Source organism: Nocardioides malaquae, assembly GCF_015070385.1.
GTDB classification, from domain to species: Bacteria; Actinomycetota; Actinomycetes; order Propionibacteriales; family Nocardioidaceae; genus Nocardioides; species Nocardioides malaquae.
Map to the genome: position 1 here is coordinate 133,256 of NZ_JADCSA010000008.1, position 24,326 is coordinate 157,581.

At 71.7% G+C, this 24,326-nt stretch carries 22 protein-coding genes and 1 tRNA gene; 11 read left to right on the plus strand and 12 right to left on the minus strand.

The window, feature by feature from the left end:
- Positions 1–20 precede the first annotated feature (20 nt).
- Genes IEQ44_RS10120 through IEQ44_RS10130 form a run of 3 tightly spaced genes read left to right on the plus strand, consistent with a single transcriptional unit; the run spans position 21 to position 4,560 of the window.
- Entirely contained in the window at positions 21–701 is a 681-nt protein-coding gene (locus IEQ44_RS10120; protein WP_227487240.1) for a helix-turn-helix transcriptional regulator, read from the plus strand.
- Positions 698–1,816 (plus strand): DUF8744 domain-containing protein, encoded by a 1,119-nt coding sequence (locus IEQ44_RS10125; RefSeq protein WP_193638332.1) that lies wholly within the window; start codon positions 698–700, stop codon positions 1,814–1,816. Before IEQ44_RS10120 ends, IEQ44_RS10125 begins: the two co-directional genes overlap by 4 nt.
- Positions 1,813–4,560 (plus strand): multicopper oxidase domain-containing protein, encoded by a 2,748-nt coding sequence (locus IEQ44_RS10130; protein WP_319804607.1) that lies wholly within the window; start codon positions 1,813–1,815, stop codon positions 4,558–4,560. The genes IEQ44_RS10125 and IEQ44_RS10130 overlap by 4 nt, the downstream gene beginning before the upstream one ends.
- On the opposite strand, the gene IEQ44_RS10135 is transcribed toward IEQ44_RS10130, so the two are convergent.
- The 5 genes from IEQ44_RS10135 to IEQ44_RS10155 form a co-directional block, all read right to left on the minus strand.
- Positions 4,511–5,752: an NAD(P)/FAD-dependent oxidoreductase gene (locus tag IEQ44_RS10135; protein ID WP_193638333.1), complete on the minus strand. Its 1,242-nt coding sequence runs from the start codon at positions 5,750–5,752 to the stop codon at positions 4,511–4,513. The genes IEQ44_RS10130 and IEQ44_RS10135 overlap by 50 nt on opposite strands.
- A gap of 26 nt (positions 5,753–5,778) precedes the next feature.
- Positions 5,779–6,231, minus strand: coding sequence for a hypothetical protein (locus IEQ44_RS10140; protein WP_193638334.1), 453 nt, complete (start codon positions 6,229–6,231; stop codon positions 5,779–5,781).
- A gap of 112 nt (positions 6,232–6,343) precedes the next feature.
- Positions 6,344–7,972 (minus strand): chaperonin GroEL, encoded by a 1,629-nt coding sequence (gene groL, locus IEQ44_RS10145; protein ID WP_193638335.1) that lies wholly within the window; start codon positions 7,970–7,972, stop codon positions 6,344–6,346.
- A gap of 245 nt (positions 7,973–8,217) precedes the next feature.
- Positions 8,218–9,804: a TadE/TadG family type IV pilus assembly protein gene (locus tag IEQ44_RS10150; RefSeq protein ID WP_193638336.1), complete on the minus strand. Its 1,587-nt coding sequence runs from the start codon at positions 9,802–9,804 to the stop codon at positions 8,218–8,220.
- Positions 9,801–10,220, minus strand: coding sequence for a TadE/TadG family type IV pilus assembly protein (locus tag IEQ44_RS10155; RefSeq protein ID WP_193638337.1), 420 nt, complete (start codon positions 10,218–10,220; stop codon positions 9,801–9,803). The genes IEQ44_RS10150 and IEQ44_RS10155 overlap by 4 nt, the downstream gene beginning before the upstream one ends.
- Before the next feature lie 189 nt (positions 10,221–10,409).
- On the opposite strand from IEQ44_RS10155, the gene IEQ44_RS10160 reads away from it, so the two are divergent.
- Positions 10,410–11,681 (plus strand): DUF2157 domain-containing protein, encoded by a 1,272-nt coding sequence (locus IEQ44_RS10160; RefSeq protein WP_193638338.1) that lies wholly within the window; start codon positions 10,410–10,412, stop codon positions 11,679–11,681.
- Positions 11,678–12,145 (plus strand): GDYXXLXY domain-containing protein, encoded by a 468-nt coding sequence (locus IEQ44_RS10165; protein ID WP_193638339.1) that lies wholly within the window; start codon positions 11,678–11,680, stop codon positions 12,143–12,145. The genes IEQ44_RS10160 and IEQ44_RS10165 overlap by 4 nt, the downstream gene beginning before the upstream one ends.
- Positions 12,146–12,154: 9 nt before the next feature.
- Here the strand turns inward: IEQ44_RS10165 and otsB are convergent, their stop codons facing one another.
- The 3 genes from otsB to IEQ44_RS10180 all read right to left on the minus strand — a co-directional run bounded on the left by otsB (position 12,155) and on the right by IEQ44_RS10180 (position 13,864).
- Positions 12,155–13,009, minus strand: coding sequence for a trehalose-phosphatase (otsB, locus tag IEQ44_RS10170; RefSeq protein ID WP_193638340.1), 855 nt, complete (start codon positions 13,007–13,009; stop codon positions 12,155–12,157).
- A 73-nt stretch (positions 13,010–13,082) separates the two neighbouring features.
- A complete protein-coding gene (locus tag IEQ44_RS10175) occupies positions 13,083–13,568 on the minus strand; it encodes a LytR C-terminal domain-containing protein (RefSeq protein ID WP_193638341.1) in 486 nt (161 codons plus the stop codon).
- Positions 13,568–13,864, minus strand: coding sequence for a DUF3263 domain-containing protein (locus tag IEQ44_RS10180; protein ID WP_193638342.1), 297 nt, complete (start codon positions 13,862–13,864; stop codon positions 13,568–13,570). The genes IEQ44_RS10175 and IEQ44_RS10180 overlap by 1 nt, the downstream gene beginning before the upstream one ends.
- 166 nt (positions 13,865–14,030) lie before the next feature.
- Between IEQ44_RS10180 and IEQ44_RS10185 the strand changes: the two genes are divergently transcribed.
- Positions 14,031–15,434, plus strand: coding sequence for an alpha,alpha-trehalose-phosphate synthase (UDP-forming) (locus IEQ44_RS10185; protein ID WP_193638343.1), 1,404 nt, complete (start codon positions 14,031–14,033; stop codon positions 15,432–15,434).
- Positions 15,435–15,464: 30 nt separating this feature from the next.
- Here the strand turns inward: IEQ44_RS10185 and IEQ44_RS10190 are convergent, their stop codons facing one another.
- Positions 15,465–16,997: an FMN-binding glutamate synthase family protein gene (locus IEQ44_RS10190; protein WP_193638344.1), complete on the minus strand. Its 1,533-nt coding sequence runs from the start codon at positions 16,995–16,997 to the stop codon at positions 15,465–15,467.
- A gap of 93 nt (positions 16,998–17,090) precedes the next feature.
- On the opposite strand from IEQ44_RS10190, the gene IEQ44_RS10195 reads away from it, so the two are divergent.
- From IEQ44_RS10195 to pdxY, 4 genes are read left to right on the plus strand one after another with little or no spacing between them, the layout of a single operon-like run.
- Positions 17,091–18,596 carry an aminotransferase class V-fold PLP-dependent enzyme gene (locus IEQ44_RS10195; RefSeq protein ID WP_193638345.1) on the plus strand — a complete coding sequence of 502 codons (1,506 nt, stop codon included), beginning with the start codon at positions 17,091–17,093 and terminating at the stop codon, positions 18,594–18,596.
- A gap of 8 nt (positions 18,597–18,604) precedes the next feature.
- Positions 18,605–19,291, plus strand: a complete 687-nt coding sequence (locus IEQ44_RS10200) for a uracil-DNA glycosylase (protein ID WP_319804608.1) — start codon at positions 18,605–18,607, stop codon at positions 19,289–19,291.
- A gap of 28 nt (positions 19,292–19,319) precedes the next feature.
- Positions 19,320–20,090, plus strand: a complete 771-nt coding sequence (locus IEQ44_RS10205; RefSeq protein ID WP_227487241.1) for a dioxygenase family protein — start codon at positions 19,320–19,322, stop codon at positions 20,088–20,090.
- Positions 20,091–20,109: 19 nt separating this feature from the next.
- Positions 20,110–20,961 carry a pyridoxal kinase PdxY gene (gene pdxY, locus IEQ44_RS10210; RefSeq protein WP_193638346.1) on the plus strand — a complete coding sequence of 284 codons (852 nt, stop codon included), beginning with the start codon at positions 20,110–20,112 and terminating at the stop codon, positions 20,959–20,961.
- A gap of 19 nt (positions 20,962–20,980) precedes the next feature.
- Here pdxY and IEQ44_RS10215 read toward each other — a convergent pair whose 3' ends face one another.
- Both IEQ44_RS10215 and IEQ44_RS10220 read right to left on the minus strand, forming a co-directional pair.
- Positions 20,981–22,159: a glycoside hydrolase family 6 protein gene (locus tag IEQ44_RS10215; RefSeq protein ID WP_193638347.1), complete on the minus strand. Its 1,179-nt coding sequence runs from the start codon at positions 22,157–22,159 to the stop codon at positions 20,981–20,983.
- A 158-nt stretch (positions 22,160–22,317) separates the two neighbouring features.
- A tRNA-Thr gene (locus tag IEQ44_RS10220) sits at positions 22,318–22,393 on the minus strand.
- An 82-nt stretch (positions 22,394–22,475) separates the two neighbouring features.
- Here IEQ44_RS10220 and IEQ44_RS10225 point away from each other — a divergent pair.
- On the plus strand, positions 22,476–23,690 hold the full coding sequence (locus IEQ44_RS10225) for a DUF4032 domain-containing protein (protein ID WP_193638348.1): 1,215 nt from the start codon (positions 22,476–22,478) through the stop codon (positions 23,688–23,690).
- Between the two features lie 27 nt (positions 23,691–23,717).
- Here the strand turns inward: IEQ44_RS10225 and IEQ44_RS10230 are convergent, their stop codons facing one another.
- Positions 23,718–24,269 (minus strand): gluconokinase, encoded by a 552-nt coding sequence (locus IEQ44_RS10230; RefSeq protein WP_193638349.1) that lies wholly within the window; start codon positions 24,267–24,269, stop codon positions 23,718–23,720.
- Between the last annotated feature and the right edge of the window lie 57 nt (positions 24,270–24,326).

The window sequence follows — 24,326 nt, forward strand, 5'->3', positions numbered from 1 at the left end:
CCTACACTTGCTCCGTGAATATGTCGCGACCTCCCCGACGCGGACCCCGTCCGGCCGCCGGCACCCGCCGCCCCCCGATGTCGCCCTCGCGCACCCGCGTGCTCGACCTGCTGACGCGCTCCGCGGAGCCTCTGGGCATGGCCGAGCTCACCGCGGCCACCGGACTGCACGCCAACACCCTGCGAGGACACCTCGAGGCCCTGGTGGAGACCGGTCTCGTGGACCGCCGACGGGCCACGCCGATCGGCCGGGGACGTCCCGCCTGGCTCTACACCGCCGCCGACGAGTCGCACACCTCGGAGTACGCCGCACTCGCGAGCACGCTGGCCTCGGGCCTCGCCACCAGCGCCCCCGACCCGGCCGCAGCGGGAGCCCGCGCCGGAGAGGGCTGGGGCCGGGAGCTCGCGCGCCAGCGCCTGTCGCGGATGAACGGCCCCCTCGACCCGCGCTCCGAGGCCCTCGCGGCCCTGGAGGAGTTCGGATTCGCGCCGCGGGACACCCCCGTCGACGTCGTCGAGCTGACCCGGTGCCCCCTGCTCGACACGGCGCGCAAGCACCCCGAGGTGGTCTGCGCCGTCCACCTGGGCCTGGTGCGCGGCATGGTCTCCGAGCACGGCGGCGACCCCTCCGGCACCACGCTCGAACCCTTTGCCACCGACGACTCCTGCCGGCTGCACCTCCCGCGAACCCTGTCGTCGTGAAGAGCCGGGCCCGCTCCAGCGGCCGGCGGCCCCACCCCCGCGCCCTCTTGGTCGTGCCCAGCGCCGCCGCCCTGCTCCTGGGCGTCGACGCCGGACTCGACCTGTTCGACACCTGGGCCCCGGTCACCGGTGAGCGGCTGCGCGACTCCCACGGGGTGCTGATGGTGCTCGGGTTCGTCGGCTCCCTGGTCTCCCTGGAGCGGGCTGTTGCGCTGAGGCGACCAGTGGCGCTGCTCGCTCCGCTCGGACTGTCGCTCGGCACGCTCGCGCAGCTGCACGCAGCCACCGCCGCACCGGGTGCCTGGCTGGTCGTCGCCGGCGCCCTCGGGCTGCTCACGGTCTCCGCCGTCCTGTGGCGACGCCAACGCGACGACGCCGTCCTCGTGGAGACGATGGGTGCCGTGCTCGCCGTCGGCGCCGCACTGCTGTGGCGCGGCGGGGTGGACGTACCGCTGCTGCTGCCGTGGCTCGCCGGCTTCCTGGTGCTCACCATCGTCGGGGAGCGCCTCGAGCTGGCGCGGCTGGCGATGGGACCGCGGGCCGCGCCGACCCTGCTGCTGACCACGGCTGCCTTCTGCGTCTGTGTGGTCGCGAGCCTGCTGTGGCCCCGGGTGGGTGCGGCCGGGGTGGGCCTGACGCTTGCGGGACTGACCTGGTGGCTGGCGACCCACGACGTGGCCCGGCGCACCGTGCGCGGGCGGGGCCTGACCCGCTTCATGGGCGCCAGCATGCTGGCCGGCCAGGTGTGGCTGGGCGTGGCTGCCGGCGTGTGGCTGGTCGTCGGGCCGGTGACCTCGGGGGGCGCCTACGACGCGGTCGTCCACGCGGTCTTCCTGGGCTTCACCATGTCGATGGTCATGGCCCACGCCCCGGTGATCCTGCCCGCCGTCGCGGGCATCCGGCTCGACTTCCACTGGGCCATGTGGCTCCCCGCGGGGCTCCTCCAGGTCTCCCTGGTCGTACGCCTCTGGCTCGGCGACGCGCTCGGCTCCGGGCTGGCGCACACCGTCGGCGGGGTGCTCAACGTGGTCGCCGTGCTCTCGTTCTTCCTCGTCGTGCTGGGGGCCGCCGCCCTCCGCGCCACCCCACCCGTGCCGGCAGGAGCCCGCCCGTGACCACCCTGACCCCACGCCCCACCTCGAGCAGTCGTCCGGCCCGCGGCTTCTGGCCGATGCGCGACCTCCCCACGCTCGGGTGGCTCGTCGCTGCGGTCGTCGCCACCGTCGTGCACCAGTGGGTGCCCGAGCCCCGGTGGCTGATGATCCACCTGCTCGTGCTCGGCGCGGTGGGCCACGCGATCCTGGTGTGGAGCCGCTACTTCGCCGACACGCTGCTGCGCTGCGCGCCGACGCCGCGCCGGGTCCAGAACCTACGGCTGGCCACCTTCAACGGCGGTGTGGTCGCGGTGGTCGTCGGGATGCTCGCCGAGTGGTGGTGGGTGACCCTGGTGGGCGGTGTCGCGCTCGCCGGCGCCGTGCTGTGGCACGGGGTGGTGCTCGCCCGGCAGCTCCGCGGTGCCCTGGGCTCGCGGTTCGCCCCGACCGTACGCTTCTACGTCGCCGCCGCGGCGCTGCACCCGGTGGGCGCCGGCATGGGCGTCTGGATGGCCGGCGGGTTGACCTCACCGCTGCACGAACAGGCCCGCGCCGCCCACGTGGCGCTCAACGTCTTCGGCTGGATCGGCCTGACGGTGCTCGGCACCCTGGTCACGCTGTGGCCGACGATCCTGCGGACCCGCATGGACGAGGCCGCGGGTCGGGCAGCGCGCCGGGCGTTGCCGGTGCTGCTCATTGGCCTGGCCGCCCTGGTGACCAGCGCCCTGGTCAACCTCCGCCTCGGCTACGCGGCAGGGCTGGTGGTCTACCTGGGCGGTGTCGGCCTGCTGGCCGTGCCGGCGGTGCGGGTGGCGCGCGCCAAGCCCCCGACGACCTTCGCGGCCTGGTCGGTGGCGGCGGCCCTGGGGTGGCTCGTCGCCTGCCTGGTGACGCTGGTGGTCATGGTGGCCAGCGCCCCGGACTGGGTCGCCGTCGACTCCCGCACCGCGCTGGTGACCCCGCTGCTGGCGGTCGGCTTCGCGGGCCAGGTGTTGCTGGGCGCGCTCTCCTACCTGGTGCCGGTCGTCCTCGGCGGCGGTCCGGCCGCCGTCCGGGCGACCAACCGCGCGGTCGACGCCGGCAGCAGCTTCCGGGTGGTGGCCACCAACGCCGGCATCGTGGTCTGCGCGCTGCCCGGCGTGCCGAGCCTGGTGCGGGTCATCACCTCCCTCCTCGTGGTGGGGGTGATGGCCGCCTTCGTGCCGATCCTGCTGCGGGCCATCGCCGTCTCGGTCCGGACCCGCCGCGCGGGTGACAGCGGCGGCGACACAGCCGGCGTGAACGATCCGGCGCACTCCCCCGCGCCCCCTGACGGCGCCCGTCCGGCGGGCCAGCGCACCGGGCTGGCCGCCGCCGGCCTGGCCACGGTCATGCTCTGCGTGGCCGCGGGCGCGGCCCTCGATCCCGCCGCCCTCGACCAGCCCGTCGCCTCGGCCAGCGCAGGTGTGGTGGCCACCGGTGAGACCACCCACGTGGAGGTCGTCGCCCGGGACATGCGGTTCGAGCCCAGCACGATCGAGGTGCCGGCCGGCAACGCGCTGGTGATCACCCTGGTCAACGCCGATGACGCCGACTCCCACGACCTGGTGCTGGAGACCGGCGCGAAGACCGACCGGCTCGCGCCCGGCGAGTCCGCCACGGTGGAGGTCGGCGTCGTCGGGCAGGCGCTCGAGGGATGGTGCTCGGTGGTGGGTCACCGACAGATGGGCATGACCCTCGACGTCCGGGTGAGCGGCACCCCTATGGCCCAGACCCCGCCCGCGGAGGGCCGCGAGCCGGACCAGCACGGCCACGGCCACGCGGCCGCACCGGCTACCGCCGGCGAGCAGCCGGACGTGGCGGCGGCCCTGGGAAGCGAGCCCGACGCCGACTTCGAGGCGTACGACGCGGCCCTCCCACCGCTGCCGCCGGCCGGGGACGGCCCGCAGGTCCACCGTCGAACCCTCACCGTCTCCGAGCAGGAGACCGAGGTCGCGCCCGAGATCACCCAACGGCTGTGGACCTTCGGTGGCACCGCCCCCGGCCCCGTGCTGCACGGACGGGTCGGTGACGTCTTCGAGATCACCCTGGTCAACGACGGCACCATCGGGCACTCCATCGACTTCCACGCCGGGGCACTGGCACCTGACCGGCCGATGCGCACCATCGCGCCCGGTGAGTCGTTGGTCTACCGCTTCACCGCCGAGCGCGCGGGGATCTGGATGTACCACTGCTCCACGATGCCGATGTCGGCCCACATCGCCAACGGCATGTTCGGCGCCGTGGTCATCGAACCGTCTGACCTGGCGCCGGTCGACCGGTCCTACGTGCTCGTGCAGTCGGAGCTCTACCTGGGCCCGCAGGGCGGCGAGGTCGACATGGAGAAGATCCGCGCCGAGCGGCCCGACCTCGTCGCCTTCAACGGCTACGCCGACCAGTATGCCCACCGCCCGCTGACCGCGCGCGTCGGCGAGCGCGTACGCCTCTGGGTGCTCGCCGCGGGCCCGAGCCGGGGCACCTCGTTCCACGTCGTCGGCGGACAGTTCGACGCCCTCTACCTGGAGGGCGCCCACCACCTGCGTCCCGGCAGCGGGAGCCAAGGAGGCGCGCAGGTGCTGGGCCTGACGGCCGCCCAGGGCGGGTTCGTCGAGCTCACCTTCCCCGAGGCGGGCCACTATCCCTTCGTCAACCACTCCATGGTGGAGGCCGAGCGCGGCGCCAGGGGCGTCGTCGCGGTCACCGCAGCGGGTCGAAGGGCGCCAGCTCGGGAGGCTGCACGCCGCTGACCATCTCGTCGGCCAGCAACCGCCCCGTGACCGGACCCAGCGTGATGCCCCACATGCCGTGGCCACCCGCGACGTAGACACGAGGCGAGCGCGTACGCCCCACCAGCGGCAGGCCGTCGGGCGTGCAGGGGCGCGCCCCCACCCACTCGTCGCGGCGGCGGTCGAGGTCGGCCCCGCGCAGCAGCGGACGCGCGGCGTCGACGATCGCGGCGATGCGCCGGGTGTCGAGACCGGCGTCGGCCGGCCGGAACTCCATCATCCCCGCGACCCGGAGCCGGTCACCGGCCGGCGTGCAGGCCACCCGCTGGGCCGGGAAGTAGACCGGACCGTGCGGCGCCGACTCGACCGGCACGGTGAAGGAGTAGCCGCGTCCGGCCTGCACCGGCACCCGCACGCCGCAGGCACGAGCCAGCTGGGGCAGCCAGGCCCCCGTCGCCACGACGGCGGCGTCGTAGCCCTCCCCCGCGACCCGCACGCCACCACCGTCGGGTTGCAGGGCGCTCACCTGCACCCCGCTCACGATGCGGGCGCCTCGCTCCTCCACCGAGGTGGCCAGGGCGGCCAGGTAGGAGCTCGGGCTCACGTAGCGCTGGCCGTGCAGACGCAGCGCAGCCCCGACCTCGTCGGAGAGCAACGGCTCCACCGCGCGGGCCTCGTCGCCGGTGAGCACCTCGTGCTCGAGCCACTGGCCGCTGGCCCGGATGTGGTCGATCTCCTCGAGCAGCGTGGCCCGCTCGGCCTCGGTGCGGTAGGCCGCGACGAACGACCGGGCCTCGTGGGTCGGGGCCTGCACCCCGCCCTCGGCCAGCCGGTCGAAGGAGTCGAGAGCCAGCGAGTTGACCGGCACCAACGCCGCCATCGCGCGGCGCCACCGCGGCATCGTGGAGTTGCGGGCGAAGCGCACCAGGAACTCGAGCAGCCGCCGGTCGGCGGCCAGTGGCACGTAGACCGGCGAGCTCGGGCTGATGACGGCACGGATGCCGTAGCGCAGCACGGCGGGTTCGGGCAGCGGGGTGGCCAGGCCGGGGGTCAGCCAGCCGGCGTTGCCCCATGACGAACCGGCCGCGACGCCGGTGCGGTCCAGGACCGTGACGTCGACCCCGCGCTCCTGCAGGAACCACGCGGTCGAGAGCCCGACCATGCCGGCCCCGATGACGGCGACGCGCCGCGGAGCCTCGTGAGTGTGAGCCATGCCACAGCATGCCTCACCGGGTCACCTCAGCGCGAGTCGGGGTCGCGCTCCTCAGTGTCGGGCAGGTCAGCGTCGAGCGTGTCGGTGTCGAGCGCTTCGCGGGACTCCGTCGGCGCCGACGTGAACCACGTGAGGACGCCGGCGGCGAGGCCCAGGACCAGACGAGGGCGTCGCACACCCCGGTCGCGCAGCCACTGCTCGGCCTTCGTGTCCGCCACCACCCCGAGGGCACTGGCGCCGTAGAGCGACGCCCCCAGCGTCACGGCCGCGACCGCCCGCTGCGCCGGAGGCATCTGCCCGGCGAGCACGAAGGCCCCCGCACCGGCACCCAGCAGACCGCTGAACGCGTGCATCGTCGTACGCGTACCCCGCGACAGCTTCGCGGGCGAGACGAGGGCCGTGAAGGCGCCGGTGGCCACCGACTGCAGCACGCGGGACTCGGGGGTGTCGACGTCACGGAGCCGGGAGAGGTCTGGCATGGCGGCCACCCTAGCGACCGCTCCCCCGCCGCCACGGAAATGGGCCGAGGCCCCGTCGCACTCGCGTGCGACGGGGCCTCGGTCGTGGAGCTGGGGACTCGATCCGGTGGGATCAGAAGTCCATGCCACCCATGCCACCGGTCGGGTCGCCGCCCATGGGCGCGGCCTTCTCCGGCTTGTCGGCCACGACGGCCTCGGTGGTCAGGAAGAGCGCGGCGATGGACGCAGCGTTCTGCAGGGCCGAGCGGGTCACCTTGGCGGGGTCGATGATGCCGTTGGCGATCATGTCGACGTACTCACCCGTGGCGGCGTTGAGACCGTGACCGGCCTCCAGGTTGCGGACCTTCTCCGACACGACGCCACCCTCGAGACCGGCGTTGATCGCGATCTGCTTGAGCGGGGCCTCGGTGGCGACGCGGACGATGTTGGCACCCGTGGCCTCGTCACCCTCGAGCTTGAGGTCGTCGAAGACAGCGGCAGCAGCCTGCACCAGGGCGACGCCACCACCGGCGACGATGCCCTCCTCGACGGCAGCCTTCGCGTTGCGCACGGCGTCCTCGATGCGGTGCTTGCGCTCCTTGAGCTCAACCTCGGTGGCCGCGCCGACCTTGATGACGGCCACGCCGCCGGCCAGCTTGGCGAGGCGCTCCTGGAGCTTCTCGCGGTCGTAGTCGGAGTCCGACTTCTCGATCTCGGCGCGGATCTGGTTCACGCGACCCTCGATCTGGCCGGCGTCGCCAGCACCCTCGACGATGGTGGTCTCGTCCTTGGTGATGACGACCTTGCGGGCCTGGCCCAGCAGCTCGAGACCAGCGGTCTCCAGCTTGAGGCCGACCTCCTCGGAGATGACCTGGCCACCGGTCAGGATCGCGATGTCCTGCAGCATGGCCTTGCGGCGGTCACCGAAGCCCGGGGCCTTGACGGCGACGGACTTGAAGGTGCCACGGATCTTGTTGACGACCAGGGTCGACAGGGCCTCGCCGTCGACGTCCTCGGCGATGATGACCAGCGGCTTGCCGGACTGCATGACCTTCTCAAGGAGGGGCAGCAGGTCCTTGACGTTGCTGATCTTGGAGTTGGCGATGAGGACGTAGGGGTCCTCCAGCACGGTCTCCATGCGCTCGGGGTCGGTGACGAAGTAGGCCGAGATGTAGCCCTTGTCGAACCGCATGCCCTCGGTCAGCTCGAGGTCGAGGCCGAAGGTGTTCGACTCCTCGACGGTGATGACGCCTTCCTTGCCGACCTTGTCCATCGCCTCGGCGATGATCTCGCCGACGGTGGAGTCAGCGGCGGAGATAGAGGCGGTCGAAGCGATCTGCTCCTTGGTCTCGACGTCCTTGGCCATCTCGAGCAGCTGGTCGGAGACGGCGGTGACCGCAGCCTCGATGCCGCGCTTGAGACCCATCGGGTTGGCGCCGGCGGCGACGTTGCGCAGACCCTCGCGCACCATGGCCTGGGCCAGGACGGTGGCGGTGGTGGTGCCGTCACCCGCGACGTCGTCGGTCTTCTTGGCAACTTCCTTGACGAGCTCGGCGCCGATCTTCTCGTACGGCTCCTCGAGCTCGATCTCCTTGGCGATGGAGACGCCGTCGTTGGTGATCGTGGGGGCGCCCCACTTCTTCTCGAGGACGACGTTGCGGCCCTTGGGGCCAAGCGTCACCTTGACCGCGTCGGCGAGCGTGTTCATTCCGCGCTCGAGACCGCGACGGGCCTCCTCGTTGAAAGCAATCAGCTTAGGCATGACTCCTGCGATTCCTTTGGGGAGTTCGGGTGGTCGCGCCGGCGGGCTGCCCGCGACGGACGACACCGGGGTGTCGGCGGACCATTCCCGCCGTCCCCAGCGCCTCAGCGTCACCGGTGCGCGGTTGTCACTCTCACGGGGAGAGTGCCAATGACTGTTCTAGCACTCGACCCAAGAGAGTGCAAACGCCGCTCCGGGGAGTCCCCGGGGCGGCGTCACGCGGTCCGACTGTGGTGGAACGACGGCTAACGTGGCAGCTTCACGAACTTGACCCCGCTGGCCAGGGCCGACATCGCGGTCTTGAAGATCGGGCCGAGCTGATCGCCAGAGGCGGCGCAGAAGTAGAAGTCTCCGTTGCCGTTCTCCACCTCGCGCTGGGCGGCCGTGCTGCAGTTGCTGGTCGCGACGCTGGGCTGACCCGTGACCGGGTGCGGAGAGGCCGCCTCGGCGAGCACGTCACGCACGTCGCGCGAGGCCCACGTGCCGGAGTGCGGCTCGTACTTCTTGCACCGTGCGATGGTGGCGTCACCGAACCCGATGGTCACGATCGTGACGTTGCGGGCCTTGGCCTGGCGGGCGACGTGGCTGAAGTTGTCGCAGCCCTTCTGGCCGTTGGTGTTCTTGTAGAGGGTGCTGCCGTAACCGGTGCAGCGTCCCCACCAGTCCCACCGGATGCAGGGCTGCTCGCCGTCGGCGCTCTGCAGTCCACCACCGATGTCGCCGGCGACGTTGAGGTCGCGCGACGAGGTCGAGCTGGTCCACACCTCGTCGGGCATGCCGTCGGTCTCGAAGATGACGGCCTTGGTGGCCCCGGGACGGTTCGGCAGGCTCCCGAGGTTGTTGGGGTCGATGCCCAGCACGTAGCGCGCAGCCGCCTTGAGGGCGCTCGCCAGGTGCGTACCGAACTGCCCGGAGGGCGACTCCGGCAGGCAGGTCACCGCCTTGACCAGCTGGCTGTTGTTGTTGAGGTCCTCGCCGTTGAGGTAGTCGTTGCTGAAGGGCACGGGGATCCAGGTGCCGTGGGTGACGTAGTCACGCGCGCTGCCTCGGTAGGGCAGCAGGAAGGGGTTGCTCTTGCAGGACGCATAGCCGGTCACCGACTTGTGCAGCGTGCCGAAGGCGACGTACTGCTGCGAGGGGGTCATCGTCTCGAGCATCTCCCGGATGCCCTGCACCATGCGGGCGCGGTCATCCGGCTCCATCGACGCCGTGCGGTCGGCCATCACCACGACGTCCATCGGATTTGGCACCTCAGAGCCACACGTGCCCTTGCAGGCCGTGGAGACCACCGCTCCGGTGGAACCCTGATCGTGCCCGATGGCCGGCGCGAAGGCGTAGTCGACCTCCTTGGTGTCGGAGACCTGGATGGTGTTGCACCTGATCATCGGGTTCGTCGGCGAAGGGATGCAGGGGATCGCGCAGATGATGTCGTTGCAGACCGTGCCGGCGTAGGGGGCCGTGCCGCCCGGGTTGCAGGTGCTCGGGATCTGCGCCAGGTTCGGCTGCCGGTCACCACCCGTGGAGGCGATGACGCAGTAGAGCCGCGCGTCGACATCTGCGGTGGGGTCGTTGCGCTGCGCCATGGTGCGGGCGATCTGCGTGGCCTCCAACTGCCGCTCCGGCAGCGCCAGCGCGCCCGCATGGGCCGCCGCGTCCATGGTGTCCTTGAGCTGCTGCTTGGCCGAGACCTGGCTGGCGATGTCGACTGAGATCGCCGCGAGCGCGATCAGCAGGACCAGGATCATCGAGAAGAGGACGGCGTAGGCGCCCTTCTCGTCACGACGTCGCGACGTCAGGCGGCGCAGTCGCGCGACCACCGGGTGCGTGCTCATTCGATCCTCATCTCTGCCTGACGGCTCAGGTTCAGGCCCCCCGGGAAGAAGATGCCGACCGGGGTCAACATCTCGTGGCGATAGGTGATGGTGACCCGCGCGATGCCGTTGCTCACCGCGTCGGTGTCGAAGTTGCCGCACGGCGAGTCGTCGGGCAGCGAGCAGCTGACGGCGATGGCGGTGCCGGGCAGCCCCTGGACACCCCGCTGGGCCACGGCGCGCACGTCGGCGGCACTCTGACCGAGGCTCGCCTCACGCACGGCGTCGCGAGCGGCGTTGTTGACGATCGAGCCACGGTTGATCGCGTAGCCGAAGTCGATGATCCCGAAGAGCAGCATCAGGAAGATCGGCAGGACGAGGGCGAACTCCACCGCGGCTGCACCGCGCTCGCCCCGTCGCCTGAGTCCAAGTGACATGAATCCTCCGTGTTCCCTCCGCGGTCCACCGGTGGTAGGACCGGTTGCAGGACACCGCCTGTCGAGGGTATGCAAGTCGGCCGCCACCCGTCCGGAGAACGGGAGGATTCTTCACCGTCCGGTCTAGACCACCTCGTCTCTGGCTGTGGGCCTCGTCGCGGGACCGCCGGTGAGGTCCACACTGGGGCCATGACACGTACGTCCACGCCTCCCGCCCCACCCGGCGCCCCCCGGTCGCCGAGCGAGGGTGTCTCACCGCGCCAGCTGCAGTGGCTGCGCACCCAGGTCGAGCACTGGACCTCCGAGGGCATCGTCACCCCCGACCAGGCGTCGACCGTGCTGGCGCGCTACCACGCCACCCGCACCTTCTCCCTGACCCGACTCCTGTTCTCCCTCGGCGCCGTCTTCGTGGGCGTGGGCCTCATATGGCTCGTGGCCGCCAACCTCGACGTGGTGCCACCGCTGGGCCGTCTCGCGCTGGTCGCGGCGCTGTGGTTGACCCTGCTGGTGGGCGCGGAGGTGATGGCGGGCCGCGGCGTCCACCACCTCGCCGTCGGTGCCGTACGCCTCCTGGCGGCCTTCGCGGTCGGCGGCCTGGTCTTCCAGGCCGCGCAGAGTCTCCAGGTGCCGGCCTACGAGCCCAAGCTCGTCGGCCTGTGGGGCGCGGCGGCGCTGCTGCACGCGTACGCGTTCCGTGCCACGGCGCCGTTGGCCGTCGGAGCGGTGGCAGGCGTGGTGTGGAGCATCTGGCAGGGCCTGGCGGCGCACCCGTCGTTCGCCGACGTCACCTTCGTGCTCGCTGCCACCGGTGTCGCGGCCTTGGGTGTCGCGGCGTTCGACGTGGCCCGGCAGCCCCGCTTCGCCGATCTGTGGCGCACCCTCGGGGTGACCCTGGTGCTGGCCGGCCTCTTCGCCGCCGCGCTGCCGGTCGACGACGGGTTCGACCTGTCGTCGGGGTGGTGGAACGTGACCCTGGGCGTCCTGCTCGGCGCCACCGTGGTGGTCGCGATCCTGCGCGCCCGGCTGCGGCTGACCCTGGTCGAGTGCCTCGGCGCCGTCGCTGCGCTCGGCCTCGCCCTGCTGCTGGTGTGGTGGGAGGCCGGCGACTCCGTGGAAGAGGTCACCACCGCGAGCTGGGCGCACACCGTCGTCGCGGTGGTGGGCTACGTGGCCGTCGCCGTGGGCGTGGCCGTCATCGGCACGCTGCGCGACTCGCGCACCCTGCCGGCCGTGGCGACCCTGGCCCTGGTGGTCTTCACGACCTTCCAGAGCTTCGCGGTCTTCGCCCCGATCGTCGACGGCGCCTGGCTCTTCCTGCTGCTGGGCCTGGTCCTGCTCGCCACGGGGTGGGGCTTCGACCGCGTACGCCGCCGGCTCGCCGCCGCGCTCGACGAACCCGGGGAAGCCGATGCCGACTCCCCCGGCACCGTCTCTCCCGGGCCCGAGGGAGGTGCGCGATGAAGCGCGCGGCGCTGGTCGCCGTCGTGGCCGTCGTGCAGATCGGCCTGGTCGCGGTCGGGGTCGCCCCGCAGCTCTCCGCCCGGACGACTGGGGAGACCTACCGGATGAGCGTCGACCCGGTGGACCCGATCGACCCCTTCCGCGGTGCCTACGTCGACCTGCAGTATCCCGACCTCGAGCCGCCCGAGGACTTCGAGCACGAGTGGGGCGATGACATCTACGTCACGCTCACCGAGCGCGACGGGGAGATGGTCGGCTCGCGATGGAGCACCACCCGGCCCGACTCCGGCAGCTACGTGCGGTGCGCCTCGGGCTGGCCGCTGCGCTGCGGCATCGAGAGCTGGTTCGCCGACCAGCGCGAGGCCAGGCGCATCGAGGAGGCCATGGCGCGCGACGGTGCGATCGCCGAGGTGCGCGTCGACTCCCGCGGCAACGCCGCCATCGTGGGGCTCGAGGCGCGCTGACGCGTCGGCTCAGCGACTCCCGCCGGCGCCGTCCAGGTCGACCACGAGGCGACGCAGGAACTCGACCACTCCGTCGGGGCCGTCAACGACGTGGTCGGCCAGCTCCTCGAGCTCGGGTGGCCCGTCCCCGCCGTGGGAGCAGATGGCCATCGTCGCGACGCCGTCGCTCCGCATGGCGGTGAGCTCGGTGAAGGCCTCGACGTCGCCGAGGTCGTCACCGGCGAAGAGGAACCCCTTCGCCTGCCACTGCTCGGCGAGGCCGGCGACCGCCAACCCCTTGTGCATGCCGGGCGCCCGCACCTCGACGACGAGACGACCCGGTTCGATCGCCAGACCGTGACGGGTGGCCGCGTCGGAGACGACGGGAAGCAGGCGCGAGAAGGCCCCCTCGGGGTCGTCCAGTCGGCGCGTGTGCAGCGCGATGGCAAGGCCCTTGGACTCCACGTAGGCGTCGCGGGCGTCCACGCGGCGCAGCAGCGCAGGCACCTCGCGCAGGAAGCCGGCGAGGCCGGCCGGCGGGCGGGGCGAGACGACGCGTCGCTCGGAGCCGGTCCAGCGCTCGTTGCCGTACTGGCCCAGCACCGCGAACGAGCGTCCACGTTCGGTGATCCTGGTTCCGACCGCGTCCAGGTCGCCCAGCGCCAGTGCCTGGCGCACCGGCCGGCCGGTGACGACCGCGACCCCACGGACGCGGTCTGCGAGCTCGACGAGCAGGTCGGGCACGGCCGGGTGCACGTGGGCCTGCGTCGGGTCCTCCACGATGGGCGCGAGCGTGCCGTCGAAGTCGAGGCCCACGACGAGGTCGGGGCCTGCCGCCACGACGTCGGCGTAGAGCGCGGCGGTCTCCGGGTGGGTGAACTGCATGGCGGCTACTCAATCACGCGGTCCCACGCGAAGCAGGGTTGCGTGAGCCGGTTCACGCAGTCGGCAGCAGGCCTCAGCCGGTGAGGATGACGGTGAGACGGTCGAGCTTCATCGGCGCCACCGCCTCCTTGGTGCGGCTGATGCCGAGGTCGAGCGCGAGCTGCTTGGCCTCGCGGGCCAGGCGCGGCGGGTGGTAGACGGTGGGCTCGGGGATGTGGCCGACCCAGTTGTCGGAGCCCACGACCTGCCAGCCGGCGGCGGAGATCTTCTCCGCGGTCCGGCCGGCCAGACCGGTGATCCCGGAGTTGTTGTAGACCTCGACGTAGACCTTGGCGCGGTTGATCTTGGGCTTGGGCTTCGCCTTCTTGGTCGGCGTGGCGCTCGGCTCGGCCGTCGGCGTCGGGTCGACCCGCTCCTGCGCGACGTTCTCGACCTTGCGCTCCGTCTCGGGCGAGTCCATGGTCGCCACGAAGGCGAAGCCGGCCATGGCCACGGCGATGACGCTCAGCATCACGACCGGCGAGGGGAAGGCGACCCCGCGCTCGTTGCGGCGGGGCATCAGATCTCGAAGCCGAGACGACGGGCAGAGCGCTGACGCTGACGCTGCTGGCGCAGGCGACGCAGGCGGCGGACCAGGAGCGGGTCGGCCTCGAGGGCGGCCTCGCTGTCGATGAGGGCGTTGAGCACCTGGTAGTAGCGCGTCGAGCTCATGTCGAACTTCTCGCGGACCGCCTGCTCCTTCGCCCCGGCGTACTTCCACCAGTGGCGCTCGAACTCGAGGATGTCGCGGTCACGGTCGCTGAGGCTGCCGGCGGGCGAGCCTCCGTTGCCCTGGAGGGCGTTGGCGGCGTCCATGTCGTCTCCCCTGCTGCTTCGACTGGCTCTGCGTGGCGTACGAGTCCCACTGTAGGTGACGAACCACAACGATGTCATTCAAGTCGCAGGAGCGGGGGCGACGGCATGTCGCGAGACGACCCGTCTTCCGCGTTTTTCCGCTTCGCGGGATGGATAGGGTGAGCGCGTGACTGACCTCGCGACTGAACTCGGCACGGCAGAGCTCGTGATCGTGGCCAACCGGCTGCCCGTCGACGAGGTGACTGCGCCCGACGGCTCGAGCACGTGGCGTCGCTCGCCGGGCGGCCTGGTGACGGCCCTGGAGCCGGTGCTGCGCCAGCACCACGGCGCCTGGGTGGGGTGGCCCGGGGGCGTGGACCAGGAGATCGAGCCGTTCGTCTCCGACGGCCTCACCTTGGTGCCCGTGCCCCTGAGCGCGGAGGAGGTGGAGGAGTTCTACGAAGGCTTCTCCAACGCCACCCTCTGGCCGCTCTACCACGACGTGGTGGCCACGCCCGCCTTCCACCGGGAGTGGTGGGAGTCCTACGTCGAGGTCAACCGTCGCTTCACCGAGAAGGCCGCCGAGGTGGCCGCGCCCGGCGCGACCGTCTGGGTGCAGGACTACCAGCTGCAGCTCGTGCCGCGGATGCTGCGCGACCTGCGTCCCGACCTCAAGATCGGGTTCTACCTGCACATCCCCTTCCCGCCCGTCGAGCTCTTCCTCCAGCTGCCGTGGCGCCGCGAGATCCTCGAGGGCCTGCTCGGAGCCGACCTGATCGGCTTCCAGCTGCCCGGCGGGGCGGCCAACTTCGTGCGCCTCGTGCACGAGCGCGTCGGCCACGAGACCCGCGGCGACCGGGTCTTCCTGCCCGACGGGAGGATCGTGCGGGCCGCCGCCTACCCGATCTCCATCGACACCGAGGAGTTCGAGACGCTGGCGCGCTCGGAGGCGACGGAGAAGCGGGTGGCCGAGATCCGCGAGAGCCTCGGCAACCCGCGTACGGTCTTCCTGGGCGTCGACCGCCTCGACTACACCAAGGGCATCACCGCTCGCCTGCGGGCGTACTCGGAGCTCATCGCCTCGGGCGACCTCGACGTCGAGGAGTGCGTCTTCGTGCAGGTCGCGACGCCGTCGCGCGAACGGGTCGAGCAGTACCGGCGCCTGCGCGACGAGATCGACATGCTCGTCGGCCGGGTCAACGGCGACTACGGCCCACTGGGGCGCCCGGTCATCGACTACCAGCACGTCTCCTTCCCGCGCGAGGAGATGGCTGCCCTCTACCGGGCCGCCGACGTGATGGTGGTGACGCCCCTGCGCGACGGCATGAACCTCGTCGCCAAGGAATACGTGGCGTGCAAGTTCGACGACGAGGGCGCGCTGGTGCTCTCTGAGTTCGCCGGGGCTGCCCATGAGCTGCGTCAGGCCTGGATGGTCAACCCGTACGACATCAACGGCATGAAGAACGCCCTGCTCGAGGCGAGCCGCGCCACCCCGGAGGACCGACGTCGCCGGATGCGCGCCATGCGGGCCCAGGTCAAGGAGCACGACGTCGCCCGCTGGGCCGCCACCTTCCTCGGCGACCTCGGCTGACCGGCTTCCGCCAAGGACCCGGGAGGCGGCTCAGCCCTGGAGGAGGGGCAGCAGCTCTCTGCGCACGGCCGGGCCGAGCTCGCCCCACCCAGGTTCGTAGTCGTAGAGCTCGCGCAGCCCGACGGCCGCGCGCTGGCCGTCGAGGATGTCGATGTCGTCGGGGCCGATGAGGCCGGGGTGCGGGACGCCGACGGCCTCCGAGACCTTCAGCAGGTCGCGGCGCAGGGCCAGGACGTAGTTGGCCAGTCGGTCCTTCTTCAGCTCCGGGTCGAGGCCGCGGGTGTAGCGCGGGTTCTGCGTCGCCACCCCCACGGGGCAGTGGTCGGTGTGGCACTTCTGGGCCTGGATGCACCCGATCGCGAGCATGGCCTCGCGGCCGACGTTGACCATGTCGGCGCCGAGGGCGAAGGCGACCAGCGCGTTCTCCGCGAGCCCGAGCTTGCCGGCGCCGATGAAGGTCAGGTCGTCGGTCAGTCCGGCCCGCGCGAAGCGTCGGTAGACCTCCGAGAACCCGATGCGGAAGGGGTAGGCGACGGAGTCGGCGAAGATCATCGGCGCGGCACCGGTGCCGCCCTCTCCGCCGTCGACGTTGACGAAGTCGACCCCTCGGGTGCGAGGACCCATCTGGTCGGCCAGCTCGTCCCAGAACTCGAGGTTGCCGACCGCCGACTTGATGCCCACGGGCAGGCCGGTGGCGTCGGCGACCATCTCGACGAAGTCGAGCATCGAGTCGACGTCACCGAAGGCGGTGTGGCGGCTGGGCGAGGCGCAGTCGACCCCCACCGGGATGCCGCGGATCTCCGCGATCGTCTCGTCGACCTTTGCGCCGGGCAGCATGCCGCCGAGGCCGGGCTTGGCGCCCTGCGAGAGCTTGACCTCGATGGCGCGCACCGGGGCGGACTGCACCAGGTCGACGAGGCGGGCGAGGTCGAAGCGGCCGCGTTCGTCGCGGCAGCCGAAGTAGGCGGTGCCGATCTGGAAGACCAGGTCGCCACCGTGGCGATGCGCCGGGGCGATCGACCCCTCGCCGGTGTTCTGCAGGCAGCCCACCTTGGCCGCGCCCTCGTTGAGCGCGCGGATGGCGGGGGCGGACAGCGCCCCGAAGCTCATCCCGGAGACGTTGACCACGGAGGCGGGCCGGAAGGCGTGACGGCGACCGCGCGGGCCACCGAGGACCTTGGCGGAGGGCACCGGGACCCCCTCATCGCCGTGCGGCGCGGTGGCAGCCCCCTCCCCCGCGAAGGTCCGGTGCTTCACGACCGGATAGCCGGGCACCCGCTCGACGTCGTTGTCGGTGCCGAAGCCGACGTAGTTGTTCTCTCCCTTGGAGCTGGCGTAGATCCAGCTGCGCTGGTCGCGCGAGAAGGGTCGTTCCTCGTCGTTGCTGGTCACGATGTACTGCCGCAGCTCGGGTCCGACGGTCTCCACCCAGTAGCGGAAGTGGCCGATCACGGGGAAGTTGCGCAGGAGCGCGTGCTTGCGCTGGGTGAGGTCGTGGACGACCACCCCTCCCAGGGCTGCGGCGGCCAGTCCGGCGACGGATCGGGGTGTGAGACGGGTCATGACCACAGGTCTACCCCCTCAGGGCGAGGTCGACTCCCCCTGGCGCGGCGCATTGACTGACGCGGTGACCAGGAGAGGCCTAGTGTCGGGGACATGACCCACGGTGCCGGCGAGGTGAGCACGGCCCACGCCGCGACGACGAGCTGGAGCGCCCTGCAGGCGGGCGAGACGTTGATCGACGGTACGCACGCCCTCAACGTCCCCGGGCAACGCGGTCGCGACGCCGGCGTCGACGAGGTCGAGCAGGTGGGTCGCGACGCCCTGGCGGCGTACGCCGGGGCGTTCGGTGCAGAGACGACCACCTTCCCGACGGTGGTGGCGATGGAGAACGACGTCGTCGGCTGGGTGGCCGACCTGCTGCACGCACCGCCCGAGGCGGTGGGCACGGTGACCGCCGACCTGGCCGAGGCCGTGATGCTGGCCGTGCTGGCGGCGCGGGACTCGCGCCCCGAGGTGATCTCACCCTCGATCGTGGTGCCGGAGACGGTGCACCCCGAGTTCCACCAGGCCGCCCACCACCTGGGGGTGCGCACGATGGTGGTGCCGGTGGGCGAGGACCAGCGCCCCGACCCGGTCGCGATGGTGCGCGCGATGGATGCCACGACGGTGCTGGTGGTCGTCTCCGCCCCCTCCCACGCCCACGGCGTGGTCGACCCGGTCGCGGCGATCGCCGAGGGCGCGCGGGTCAGGCGGGTGCGCTGCCACGTCGACGCGGGGGTCGGCGGGTGGGCCCTGCCGTACGCGGAGAGCGCGGGCCGCGACGTGCCGCTGTGGGACTTCCGGGTCGCCGGCGTCACCTCGGTCTCGCTCGACACCCACCCCCATGCCCCGGAGGGCACCGCGCTGCTGGTGCACCGCTCCGACCGGATCCGGCACCACCAGTTCTACGCCTCGGCCCGGTGGCCGGGCGCCACCATGCTCAACACCACGATGCTCTCCACCCGCTCCCCCGCACCGCTGGCAGGGTTGTGGGCGGTGGTGACACGTGTGTCGCCCCAGAGGCAGCGCCGGTGCGCCGACCACGCGTTGGAGGCGATGGACCGGGTGGTCGCCGGGGTGCGCGAGATCCCGCAGCTGCACGTCGCCGCCACCCCGGACTCCACGCTGGTCGCGATCGGCTGCGACGACACCATGGACGTCTTCACCTTGCGCGACGAGCTGGTGAGCCGCGACTGGTCGGTGAAGCCGCAGATGTCGTTCCGTGGCCGTCCTCCCACGCTGCACCTCGCGGTCGGCGCGAACTCACTGCCGGTCGTCGACCGCTTCCTCCTCGACCTCGAGGAGTCGGTGGCCGCCGCGGTGGCTGCCGGCCCGGTGGTCGTCGACCCGGGTGTGCTCGAGGTGGTCGACTCGCTCAACCCGCGCGCCATGGGCCCCGCGGAGTTCGACGCGGTGCTCGCTGCCGCAGGGCTGCCGACCGACCCCGGGGGTGCGGTGGTGCTGCCCGAGCGGATGGCGCGGGTCAACGCCGTGCTGGACAGGGCTTCGCCGGTGGTGCGCGAGGCGCTGCTGGTCGCCTTCCTCGAGCGGCTCGCCCGCCCGGTGCGCGCCGCCGCACCGACGCCCGTCGCTCCTGCCCCGCCCGGCTCGCCGACCTGAGGCGACCGGTGGAGACCCTCGACGAGCTGGTGCGCCGCGGCTTGGTGGCCGCGGACTGGGCGGTGGCCCTGGCCCCGGTCGAGTCCGAGCTGCGCGAGCTGGGCACCTTCCTGTGCGCCGAGGTCGCGGCGGGTCGCGGCTACCTGCCGGCGCCCGAGTCGATCCTGGAGGCGTTCCGGCGACCGTTGGCAGACGTGCGCGTCGTCATCCTGGGCCAGGACCCCTACCCCACCCCGGGGCACCCGATCGGGTTGAGCTTCGCGGTGGCTCCGGACGTACGCCCGCTGCCGCGCAGCCTGGCCAACATCTACCGCGAGCTCGAGGCCGACCTCGGCATCCCGCGTGCCTCCCACGGTGACCTGCGGCCCTGGGCTGACCAGGGCGTGCTGCTGCTCAACCGGGTGCTCACGGTGACGCCGGGTGCGGCGGGCTCGCACCGGGGACGCGGCTGGGAGGCCGTCACCGATGCCGCGCTGCGCGCCCTGGCCGCGCGCGGGGGCCCGTGCGTGGCGATCCTGTGGGGCCGGGACGCGCAGCGGGCACGAGCGAGCCTGGGCACGATCCCGGTCATCGAGTCGGCGCACCCCTCGCCGCTGTCGGCCTCACGGGGCTTCTTCGGCTCTCGACCCTTCAGTCGTGCCGGTGCGATGCTGGAGGAGCAGGGCGGACCGCCCGTCGACTGGCGACTGGAATAATGTTGAATATTGAACCATTATGGATGACATGACTCGCATGCCCGCCCTCTTCATCGGCCACGGCGCCCCGCCGCTCCTCGACGACCCGATCTGGTCGGGCGAGCTGAAGCAGTGGGCCACCGACCTGCCGCGCCCGACGGCGATCCTGATCGTCTCGGCTCACTGGGAGGCAGCCCCGATCAGCCTCAGTGCCAGCGGCGCCGAGCTGGTCTACGACTTCGGCGGCTTCGCGCCGAAGTACTACAACATGCGCTACGACACCCCGGACTCCACGAGCCTGTCGGACCGGATCGCGGCGATGATGCCCCACGGCGTGCCGGTGCACCAGCACCGCAGCCGCGGCCTCGACCACGGCGCCTGGGTGCCCCTCAAGATCATGTATCCCGACGCCGACATCCCCGTCGTGCAGATGTCGCTGCCCACGCACGACCCGGCCACCTTGATGACGCTGGGCGAGCGGCTGCGTCCGCTGCGCGACGAGGGCGTCCTGATCATCGGCTCGGGGTTCCTCACCCACGGCCTGCCCTTCCTCAAGGAGTTCCGCATCGAGGCGGCCCCGCCCGGCTGGTCGGTCGACTTCGACGCGTGGGCCGCGGAGGCGATGGCGCGCGGCGACGTGGACGAGCTGTCGAAGTACCGCACCGCCGCCCCCGGCATGCCGTACGCCCACCCGACGGTCGAGCACTACACGCCGCTCTTCGTGACGCTCGGCGCCGCGACGAAGGCCGACGAGCCCGGCGCCCAGCAGATCGACGGCTTCTGGATGGGCCTGTCGAAGCGCTCGCTGCAGGTCGCGTGAGGCGACCTACAATCGCCGGGTGAAGATCCTCTCGATCCAGTCCCACGTCGCCTACGGACACGTCGGCAACTCCGCCGCGGTCTTCCCGCTCCAGCGCCGGGGCCACGAGGTCTGGCCGGTGCACACGGTCAACTTCTCCAACCACACCGGCTACGGCGCCTGGGGTGGCCCGCTGATCGCGCCCGAGGACGTCCGCGCGGTGATCCAGGGCATCGAGGACCGCGGCGGGCTCGCGCAGGTCGACGCGATCCTGTCGGGCTACCAGGGCGGGGCGGGCATCGCCGACGTCATCGTCGACGCGGTGAAGCGCACCAAGGAGCTCCACCCGGCGGCGCGCTACACCTGCGACCCGGTGATGGGCAACGCGAAGTCGGGCTGCTTCGTCGACCCGAGCATCCCGCCGATCATCCGCGAGAAGGTCATCCCGGTCGCGGACACGATCACGCCCAACCAGTTCGAGCTGGGCTTCCTGACCGGCACCGAGCCGACCGACCTCGAGTCCACCCTGGCCGCCGCCGACCTGGCGATGGACATGGGTCCGAGCACGGTGCTGGTGACCAGCGTGGAGCGGCCCGACCGCCCCGAGGGCACCATCGAGATGATGGCCGTGACCCGCGAGTCGGCGTGGATCGTGCAGACCCCGCACCTGCCCTTCAAGGCCAACGGCTCGGGCGACGTGACGGCGGCGCTCTTCACCGCCCACCTGCACGAGACCGGCTCGCTGGCCGAGGCGCTGGCTGCCACGACGTCGAGCGTCTTCGACCTGCTGCAGGCCACCCTCGACTCCGGCGAGCGCGAGCTGCGGCTCATCCAGTCGCAGGACGTCTTCGCCACCCCCCGGATGCAGTTCGAGGTGAAGCGGGTCCGCTGAGGCGTCTTCTCGGCGGAGGTCACATCCCCCGGAAGGGCGAGCTGGCGACCAGGTGGCGGGTCCGCCGCATCATGAAGGGCGAGTTCTGCCGCTTCAGCCAGGGCCGACCGACCCACATGTAGGCGTCGACGTACTGCTCGGCCAGCGCCCGGGTCTCCTCGTCGAGGCCCCAGGCGGGGTGAGCGACGTCGGTGGTCGGCGGGATGCCGAGAGTGACGCACATGCCTCGCTGCCCGGGCTTGCGGCAGACGCGTGCATGGTCGGGGTCCGGCCCGTCGTAGCGGCCGAACTCGAACCCGTTGCCGTTCGACGAGGTGTTGACGATGCCCTTGAGGCCAGTGGTCCCGCGCGCCTCGAAGGCGCGGACGATGTCGGCGATGCGCCGCACGTCCCACTCGGTGCGGTTGTAGTGCGTGGTGTTGGTGACGACGCCGTCCGCGTGCCGCATGCCCATCGCCGCCAACAGACGTACGGCCTCGTCGACGCCGCCCTGCCCGGGCGCGGGCCAGTCCCAGCCACCGGTCTCCAGGTAGACGCGGGTGTTCGGCAGCGCGCCGTAGCGCTTCGCGGCGAAGCGGATCAGGCCGGCGGACTTCTTGAAGTTCGGCACGGTGCGCAGGAAGGTCGCGTCGGGCTGGAGCATGAGCGCGGTCGGGGTGTCGCCGATGGCGCGCGCCGAGCGACGGATCCAGCGCTTGTAGGAACGGACCTGCTTCTTCGTGGGCACCTGCGTCTGCGATGCGGTGTACCAAGGATCCATCCGGAAGATCGTCATCTGCACCAGCGCCTCGGGGTCGCCGTGCTGGGAGAGCTCGATGTACTTCCTGGTGCGGGCCGCGATCTCCCGGTCGGGGATCCAGGCGCCCATCCAGCCGGCGCGCGGCTGGTCGATGAACCACTGCAGCTCGCGCTTGCGAGACTTGGACGCCTTGTCGTAGGCGCTCCACGCCATGTCGGCGGGACCTTGGTAGACGCCCCAGGTGCCGGCCAGCTCGGAGCTGCTGCTCCCAGCGCGCATGACCTTCGTGCCGCGCGCGGTGTGGTCGCCGGAGGGGGCGGCGGTGACCACGCGGTCGGCGGCCACGGTCGTACGCGACGCGGCGTCGGCGGAGCGGGCGACGACGTCCTGCGGGGGCGAGGCGAGCGCCAGGAGAACGGTGGTCGCCGCAAGGTAGGAGAGGGCACGGTGGAGGAGCACGGGCGTTCCTTCGCGACGGTCGAGCCACGCCGCAGGTCGGGGAGGTCGCCGAGTGGGGGTTCGGTGACCCCTCCACGGTAGAACGCCCAGGCTCCGGGCGGATACGTTTCGCCCCAGTGACATGTATCAAATTAGGTATGGCGCGCAGGTGCCGCCGATGGAGCCGCGTGTCGGAATCGAACCGACGACATCCGTATTACAAGTACGGTGCTCTGCCAACTGAGCTAACGCGGCGTGCGGCCGGCTGGCGCCGAACGCGCGCTCGATCCTAGTGCGTCAGGTGCGCCGGTGACCGTCAGCCCTCTACGCTGCTCGGATGGCGCTGCGGATCGTGGCATCGAGGCCGGACCCGGCCGTCGTCAGACTGCCCTGGCACCTGCCGCTGGAGGAGTGGGGCGACGAGTTCGTCGTGCCCCTCCCCCGCGGCCTCTCGCGCCACGTGGTGCGCATCGTCCGCCTCGGCACGCGCGTCTACGCGGTCAAGGAGACCCAGGAGCCGATCGCGTTCGCCGAGTACCGGATGCTGCGTGACCTGCACAAGCTGCAGCTGCCGGCGGTGAAGCCACAGGGCGTCGTCACCGGGCGTACGTCCCGGGCCGGGGAGCCGCTGCCGGCGGCGCTGATGACCGAGCACCTCGCCTACTCGCTGCCCTACCGCAGCCTCTTCAGCCACGGGGTGACCGCCGAGCGGGTCCCGGCGCTGGTCGACGCGATCGTGGTGCTGCTGGCCCGCCTGCACCTGACCGGCTTCTACTGGGGTGACGTGTCGCTGAGCAACGTGCTCTTCCGGCGCAACGCTGGAGAGTTTGCCGCCTACCTCGTCGATGCCGAGACCGGCGAGCTGCACGACTCGATCAGCGACCGGATGCGCGAGCACGACCTGACCGTGGGTGGGGAGAACATCTTCGCCGAGCTGATGGACCTCCAGGCCTCGGGCCGGGTGGCCGGAGACCTCGACCCGGCGGCCGTGGTCGCGATGCTGCACGAGCGCTACTCCGCCCTGATGGGTGAGCTCACGGGCATCGAGGAGTTCGGGCTGGAGGAGATGTGGCGCATCGAGCAACGCATCGAGCGTCTCAACGAGCTGGGGTTCGACGTCGACGAGCTCGACATCGTCACCGACTACGACGGCGAACGGATCGAGATCCAGCCCAAGGTCGTCGAGCTGGGCCACCACTCGCGTGAGCTGCAGGGCCTCACCGGCCTGGGCGTCGAGGAGAACCAGGCCCGGCGGTTGCTCAACGACATCGCCGCCTACACCGCCTCCCACGATCTGGGCCGCGAGGACCGGCACGTGGTGGCAGCCCGTTGGCTGCAGGGGGTCTACGAGCCGATCACCGCGATGGTGCCGCCGCAGGCCAGCGGCAAGCTGGAGCCGGCCGAGCGCTTCCACGAGATCATGGAGCACCGCTGGCGCCTCTCGGAGGAGGCCGGCGAGGAGGTCGACATCTTCGACGCCGCCCGCGACTGGATCGAGACCGAACTGCCCCGACGCCCCGAGGAGGCGATCGCCAGCGACGAGGGCGACTGAGGCGTACGCCCCGGCGCCCCGCCGTCGTCAGCGCACGGCTGGCGGCTCCTGCGGCTCGAGGTCGAGCCGGGCCAGCACCAGGGCGCCGATGAGCGACGGCGGGTGGGCGACGTCGACGACCATGCCGTCCTCGTCGGGCTGGAGCTGCTCGAGAGTGTCGAGCTGCGACTCCAGCAGCGTCGAGGGCATGAAGTGCTCGCGGCTCTCCATGCGCTGCAGCAACAGGCCCTTGTCTCCCACCAGGTGCACGAAGAAGGTCCGCTCGCCGCCGCGGCGGAGCACGTCCCGGTAGGAGCGGCGCAGCGCCGAGCAGCTGATCAACGTGGGGGTGCCGGCGTCGTCACGCTCCTTGGTCCACGCGGCCAAGGACTCCAGCCATCCCCACCGGTCGGCGTCGGTCAGCGGGCGACCGGACGCCATCTTGGCCACGTTGGCCGGTGGGTGGAAGTCGTCTCCCTCGGCGCTCTCCCAGCCGAGCAGGTCACGCACCGCCAGCATGGCCGTGCTCTTGCCGGAGCCGGAGACCCCCATGAAGACGAGGTGCAGCGGAGCGTCATGAGGCACGTCCGCGGGGCTCATCCGATGGCACCCATCGTGCGCCTCCTGTGTCGCGCGTCACCCGAGTGGATCTCACCG

What these genes read in the sequence shown, in the direction of transcription:
- IEQ44_RS10120 (WP_227487240.1), top strand. Translation starts at nt 21, where the DNA reads ATGTCGCGACCTCCCCGACGCGGACCCCGTCCGGCCGCCGGCACCCGC.
- IEQ44_RS10135 (WP_193638333.1), bottom strand. Translation starts at nt 5,752, where the DNA reads ATGGCTCACACTCACGAGGCTCCGCGGCGCGTCGCCGTCATCGGGGCC.
- IEQ44_RS10140 (WP_193638334.1), bottom strand. Translation starts at nt 6,231, where the DNA reads ATGCCAGACCTCTCCCGGCTCCGTGACGTCGACACCCCCGAGTCCCGC.
- groL (WP_193638335.1), bottom strand. Translation starts at nt 7,972, where the DNA reads ATGCCTAAGCTGATTGCTTTCAACGAGGAGGCCCGTCGCGGTCTCGAG.
- IEQ44_RS10150 (WP_193638336.1), bottom strand. Translation starts at nt 9,804, where the DNA reads ATGAGCACGCACCCGGTGGTCGCGCGACTGCGCCGCCTGACGTCGCGA.
- IEQ44_RS10155 (WP_193638337.1), bottom strand. Translation starts at nt 10,220, where the DNA reads ATGTCACTTGGACTCAGGCGACGGGGCGAGCGCGGTGCAGCCGCGGTG.
- IEQ44_RS10160 (WP_193638338.1), top strand. Translation starts at nt 10,410, where the DNA reads ATGACACGTACGTCCACGCCTCCCGCCCCACCCGGCGCCCCCCGGTCG.
- IEQ44_RS10165 (WP_193638339.1), top strand. Translation starts at nt 11,678, where the DNA reads ATGAAGCGCGCGGCGCTGGTCGCCGTCGTGGCCGTCGTGCAGATCGGC.
- otsB (WP_193638340.1), bottom strand. Translation starts at nt 13,009, where the DNA reads ATGCAGTTCACCCACCCGGAGACCGCCGCGCTCTACGCCGACGTCGTG.
- IEQ44_RS10175 (WP_193638341.1), bottom strand. Translation starts at nt 13,568, where the DNA reads ATGCCCCGCCGCAACGAGCGCGGGGTCGCCTTCCCCTCGCCGGTCGTG.
- IEQ44_RS10180 (WP_193638342.1), bottom strand. Translation starts at nt 13,864, where the DNA reads ATGGACGCCGCCAACGCCCTCCAGGGCAACGGAGGCTCGCCCGCCGGC.
- IEQ44_RS10190 (WP_193638344.1), bottom strand. Translation starts at nt 16,997, where the DNA reads ATGACCCGTCTCACACCCCGATCCGTCGCCGGACTGGCCGCCGCAGCC.
- IEQ44_RS10195 (WP_193638345.1), top strand. Translation starts at nt 17,091, where the DNA reads ATGACCCACGGTGCCGGCGAGGTGAGCACGGCCCACGCCGCGACGACG.
- IEQ44_RS10205 (WP_227487241.1), top strand. Translation starts at nt 19,320, where the DNA reads ATGACTCGCATGCCCGCCCTCTTCATCGGCCACGGCGCCCCGCCGCTC.
- IEQ44_RS10225 (WP_193638348.1), top strand. Translation starts at nt 22,476, where the DNA reads ATGGCGCTGCGGATCGTGGCATCGAGGCCGGACCCGGCCGTCGTCAGA.
- IEQ44_RS10230 (WP_193638349.1), bottom strand. Translation starts at nt 24,269, where the DNA reads ATGAGCCCCGCGGACGTGCCTCATGACGCTCCGCTGCACCTCGTCTTC.